Annotated in this window: 6 protein-coding genes and 2 pseudogenes; 4 read left to right on the forward strand and 4 right to left on the reverse strand. The window is 72.2% G+C overall.

What is annotated here, in order from left to right:
• Both ACFQ87_RS44540 and ACFQ87_RS44545 read right to left on the reverse strand, forming a co-directional pair.
• A pseudogene (locus ACFQ87_RS44540) lies at positions 1–288 on the reverse strand (hypothetical protein); the annotation flags it as partial.
• A gap of 135 nt (positions 289–423) precedes the next feature.
• Positions 424–807: a MarR family winged helix-turn-helix transcriptional regulator gene (locus tag ACFQ87_RS44545; protein ID WP_380616765.1), complete on the reverse strand. Its 384-nt coding sequence runs from the start codon at positions 805–807 to the stop codon at positions 424–426.
• Here ACFQ87_RS44545 and ACFQ87_RS44550 point away from each other — a divergent pair.
• Both ACFQ87_RS44550 and ACFQ87_RS44555 read left to right on the forward strand, forming a co-directional pair.
• The gene (locus tag ACFQ87_RS44550) at positions 715–1,242 is read left to right on the forward strand and encodes an ATP-binding protein (RefSeq protein WP_380616766.1); all 528 of its coding nucleotides are present in this window, start codon (positions 715–717) and stop codon (positions 1,240–1,242) included. The two genes, ACFQ87_RS44545 and ACFQ87_RS44550, sit on opposite strands and share 93 nt — an antisense overlap.
• A gap of 23 nt (positions 1,243–1,265) precedes the next feature.
• Positions 1,266–1,559 (forward strand): annotated as a pseudogene (locus ACFQ87_RS44555) (MFS transporter); the annotation flags it as partial.
• 50 nt (positions 1,560–1,609) lie between these two features.
• On the opposite strand, the gene gndA reads toward ACFQ87_RS44555, so the two are convergent.
• Both gndA and ACFQ87_RS44565 read right to left on the reverse strand, forming a co-directional pair.
• A complete protein-coding gene (gene gndA / locus ACFQ87_RS44560; RefSeq protein ID WP_380616767.1) occupies positions 1,610–3,055 on the reverse strand; it encodes an NADP-dependent phosphogluconate dehydrogenase in 1,446 nt (481 codons plus the stop codon).
• 83 nt (positions 3,056–3,138) lie between these two features.
• A complete protein-coding gene (locus ACFQ87_RS44565) occupies positions 3,139–3,402 on the reverse strand; it encodes a hypothetical protein (RefSeq protein WP_380616768.1) in 264 nt (87 codons plus the stop codon).
• 383 nt (positions 3,403–3,785) lie between these two features.
• Between ACFQ87_RS44565 and ACFQ87_RS44570 the strand changes: the two genes are divergently transcribed.
• Both ACFQ87_RS44570 and ACFQ87_RS44575 read left to right on the forward strand, forming a co-directional pair.
• Positions 3,786–4,169, forward strand: a complete 384-nt coding sequence (locus ACFQ87_RS44570; protein ID WP_380616769.1) for a hypothetical protein — start codon at positions 3,786–3,788, stop codon at positions 4,167–4,169.
• On the forward strand, positions 4,078–4,556 hold a 479-nt coding region (locus ACFQ87_RS44575), incomplete at its 3' end, for an NTF2-like N-terminal transpeptidase domain-containing protein (protein WP_380616770.1). The genes ACFQ87_RS44570 and ACFQ87_RS44575, both read left to right, overlap by 92 nt.

A 4,556-nucleotide genomic window follows, 5' to 3' on the forward strand; every position in this document is an offset into this window, starting at 1 on the left:
GCCCGGATCCTGGTGTCGTACTGGTCGGTCCAGAAGTATCCGGCGCAGCCGGGCGTGCTCCGGATCATCCATGGTGATGAAGGTCTGCGACTGCGTCCGGCGCTCCTTCGCGGCCGGGCTCTGGTGGGGGTAGTGCGGGTGGCCGCTCTCCGAGCTGATCGGGGCTTCGGCCTGCAGGGTTCGCAGGGCCGGAGGTGGGTCGAACGGGCAGCCGGCCGCCCGGGCCATGGGATAGTCCGGGACCTGCGCCGTCGACGCATCCGAGCCGAACGCCGAGATGGTGCTCATTTTGCTCCGCCCGTTCCGGAAGTCCGACATGAGGGCAGGTGCCAGGACCTGAGCCCGGCGCGCGGGGCGCGACGGGGCAGTGGATCGGATCCCGCCGCCTGCGGGAGGAGATACCGAAGAAGGCACCCCGGGGGTTCAGGAAGCCGCTCCGCCGCGGGTGGTGCGGGGCGACGGGGCCTGCCGGAGCATGCGGCGAACGATGGCCAAGGCCGTGTGCATGGCCTCGCTCAGCGCTTGCACGTCCTGCTCGGGCAGCTCGGCCAGCAGACCGGTCACCCGGGCCCGCTGCGCGCGGCGGCGCGCGGCCAGCAGCTCGTGCCCGGCATCCGTGATGGCGACGAGGCAGACACGCCCGTCTCTGGGATCCGCCGACCGCGAGGCCAGGCCCTGGCGTTCCAGCCGCTGGACCAGCGAGGTCATCGACGGTTGGGCGATGCCTTCCGCCGCTGCCAGCGCGGTCAGCCGGATCGGACCTTCCTGTTCCAGCCGGCCGATCGCCGCGACCGTGGTCAGGCTCATGTCCCGGAGATCTCCCCGTGGCCGGCCGCTGCCCGGCGCCCGCGGGCACCGGAGCGCGCCTGGCCCCTGGCGCACCGCCCGGAAGCCGCCGGGACAGCCCGCAGGATCGCCCGAGCGGTCCTCGCGCAGTGGCGGGTCACCGACGAGACGGCCGGCACGGTGCTGCTGACCGTCTCGGAACTCGTCACCAACGCCGTTGAGCACGCCGAGCCCCCACTGCACCTCCGGCTGAGCCGCGCCCCGGACACCCGGCGGGTGCGCATCGAAGTCTGCGACGGAGGCCCTGCCGCCACGGAGGGCGGCTGGACGGCCAGCCGCACCCGCGGCGAGCACGGCCGCGGCCTGCAGGTCATCGACCGGCTCACTGCCGCGCACGGCGACCGCGCGGAGCCCGAACGCGCCGTCCACTGGGCCGACGTCGCCGTCGCGGCCTGACCCGACCGACGTTGGGAGCGCTCATGGACGCCGCACGGGCCGGCAACGCCACCGCACGCGTCACGGGTGAACGGTACAAGTGGGTCGCGCTGGCGAACACGACGATGGGCGTGCTGATCGCGTCCGTCGACGCCTCGATCGTGATCATCTCGCTGCCCGCGATCTTCCGCGGCATCGGTCTGGACCCGCTCGCCCCGGGCAACATCGGCTACCTGCTGTGGATGATCCTGGGCTATCTCCTGGTCACCGCGGTGCTCGTGGTCGCCTTCGGCCGGCTCGGTGACATGTTCGGCCGGGTCCGGAGGTACAACCTCGGCCTGCACGATATCGGTGAAATGCCTTTGATTGCAGGGTGGTTGAGGGTCTATCAGCGCTGTTCCTCCGGGCGGCCCTCGACCTCCCAGCGGGTGTGGAAGATCCCGTCCCGGTCGACCCGGCGGTAGGTGTGCGCGCCGAAGAAGTCCCGCTGTCCCTGCACCAGTGCGGCCGGAAGACGCTCCGCCCGCAGGCTGTCGTAGTAAGCGAGCGCGGTCGCGAAGCCGGGGGCGGGCACCCCCAGTTGGGCCGCCACCGAGACGACCCGTCGCCAGGCCGACTGCGCGGAGCCGAGCGCCTCCCGGAAGTGCGCGTCGGTCAGCAGCGTGGGACGCTCGCGATCCGCCTCGTACGCGGCGCGGATCCGGTCCAGGAACCGAGCCCTGATGATGCAACCGCCGCGCCAGATCGCGGCCATCTCGCCGGGGTCGATCTGCCAGGAGTACTCCGCGCTGCCGGCCTGGATCTGGTTGAAGCCCTGGGCGTACGCCACCATCTTGGAGGCGTACAGAGCCTGCTCGACGTCGTCCGCGAACCGGTCCGCCGCCGCGCTGTCGAGCCACGTCTCGGTGGGGCCGGGCAGCCCCCGTCCGGCCTGCCGGAGCGGCACGCTGCCGGACAGCGCCCTGGCGAAGACCGCCTCGGCGATCCCGCTCACGGGCACGCCGAGCTCCAGCGCGCTCTGGACCGTCCAGCGGCCGGTGCCCTTCTGCTCGGCCTGGTCCAGCACGACGTCGACGAAGGGCTTCCCGGTCGCCGCATCGGTGTGGGCGAGGATCTCGGCGGTGATCTCGATCAGATAGGACTCCAGGCGCCCGGCGTTCCAGGTCCGGAAGACCTCGGCGATCGCGTCGGGCTGCAGACCCGCTCCGTGCCGCAGCAGGTCGTACGCCTCGGCGATGAGCTGCATGTCGGCGTACTCGATCCCGTTGTGGACCATCTTGACGAAGTGACCGGCGCCGTCCGGTCCGACATGGGTGCAGCAGGGCTTGCCGTCGACCTTGGCCGCGATGTCCTCCAGCAACGGCCCCAGGACCCGGTAGGCCTCCTGTGTACCGCCGGGCATGATGCTCGGTCCTTCCAGCGCGCCCTGCTCACCACCGGAGATCCCGCTGCCCACGAAGTGCAGTCCGCGTTCCCGTAGGGCCGCCTCCCGCCGCCTGGTGTCGAGGAAGTGCGCGTTCCCGCCGTCCACCACCACGTCGCCCTCGTCGAGCAGCGGCACCAGCTCGTCGATGACCGCATCGGTCGGCGCCCCGGCCTTGACCATGATCACGATCAGACGGGGGCGTTCCAGGGCCGCGACGAACTCCTCCGTGGTCCCGGCGGCCACGAACTCGCCTTCGTGCCCGAACTCCTCCAGCAGCGCCGTGGTCCGCGCCTGCGTGCGGTTGTGCACAGCCACGCGGTATCCGTGACGGGCGAAGTTCCTGGCCAGGTTGCGGCCCATCACGGCCAGTCCGGTGACGCCGATCCGGGCGGGTGACTGCTCGGTCATGGCGAGAATCTCCAAAGGTCTCGGGGGTCTGGGGCTGTCGGGGCCGAAGACGTCGGGCGCCGGTTACGCCCGTGGCCCTGTCCCTACTCCGTGGAGAGCGCGAGGACCTCGTCCTCGGGAAGCTCGACGTACGCCTGCCCCTCCACCTCGATCTCCGATCCGGAGAACCTGTTGAAGAGGATCTTCTCGCCGACCTTGACGTCCACCGGGTGGGGCTTGCCGCTCCCCAGCTGCCGGCCGGGCCCCACCGCCACCACCTCGCCCTTCCACCTCTCCGGGTCCTGCGGGGTCGTGCCCCCGATCGGCTTGACGATCAGGTGATCGTGCTTCGGGTGGAAGTCGGGCATGGCATGGTCCTCTCACGTAGACACCCGCGGCGCAGCCGGGGCCGTCCCCCACACATCGATTCTCCCGAGGTTCGGGGTTCCCGCACCCGGACGGAAGCGGGGCACGGGAGAACGCGACCCGTCACGAGCCGCGGGCCAGGACGAACGGGTCCAGCGCTTCGCTGCCGATCCGCGTCCGCGTCACCACCGGCGTCGGCGGCCGCCGGCGCCCCGGCCGAGCCCGCTCTCACGGTCGATCGTCACCTCGGGGCCGATCATCGTCGAAGACGACTGCGGTATTAGGCTGGTCCGGGCCCGAACGACCCCTCACCCGACCGCACGGTCCGGGCGTCGGGGCGGGGGCGGGCCCGTGACCAGGACATACGCAGGGGGGACAGAGCAGGATGCACGAGGAGCAGGAGCACACCGGCTTCACCGAACACACCGACTACGCCGATGACGGGGACCACCCGGAGCACGAGGCCGAGCCGCCGCGCCGCTCGACCACGCGAAGGGTCGTACTGGTGGCGGTCGGCGGGGTGTTCGCCGCGCTGGTCGGGGTCGGCGGGTACGGCGCGTACAACCTGGTGAACGCCGTGTCGGGCGGATCCTCCGGGGACGGCGGCGGCGGCCGCGACCCGGGAGCCGCAGCAGCCGCCGAGCACCGAGCAGGCCGAGGCGGTCGCCAAGGACTTCTTGGCGGCCTGGGGCCGGGGGGACTTCACAGCCGCGGCCGGCCTGACCGACCGTCCGGAGGCCGCCCGGACGGCGCTGACCGCGTTCCATGACGGGGTGCCGGCCAAGTCACTCGCGCTGACCGGGACGGGTCCTGCCTCGTCCGGCACCCCGAGCGAGCCCGCCGTCGGCTTCAAGGTGCGGGCGGAGTTCGACGGGGCCACGGAGGCCTGGGAGTACGACAACGTCCTGGGCGTGATGCGGGCCGCGGACGGGCGGACGTTGGTGCGGTGGGCGCCGAGCGTGGTCCACCCCAAGTTCTCGGCGGGCAGGACGATCGGCGTGCGGCCGCTGCCCAACCCGGTGTCGAAGCCGACCGACCGCAAGGGACGGCCGTTGGACGCCTTCCCGTCGCTGCGCGGCGTGCTGCCCCAGATCGCCCCCGCCGACGGCGCGAAGGTGGTCACCGGGCAGGCCGTGGTGCTGTCCGGCGGCGGGCC

Source organism: Kitasatospora sp. NPDC056531 (genome assembly GCF_042794375.1).
Taxonomy (GTDB): Bacteria; Actinomycetota; Actinomycetes; order Streptomycetales; family Streptomycetaceae; genus Kitasatospora.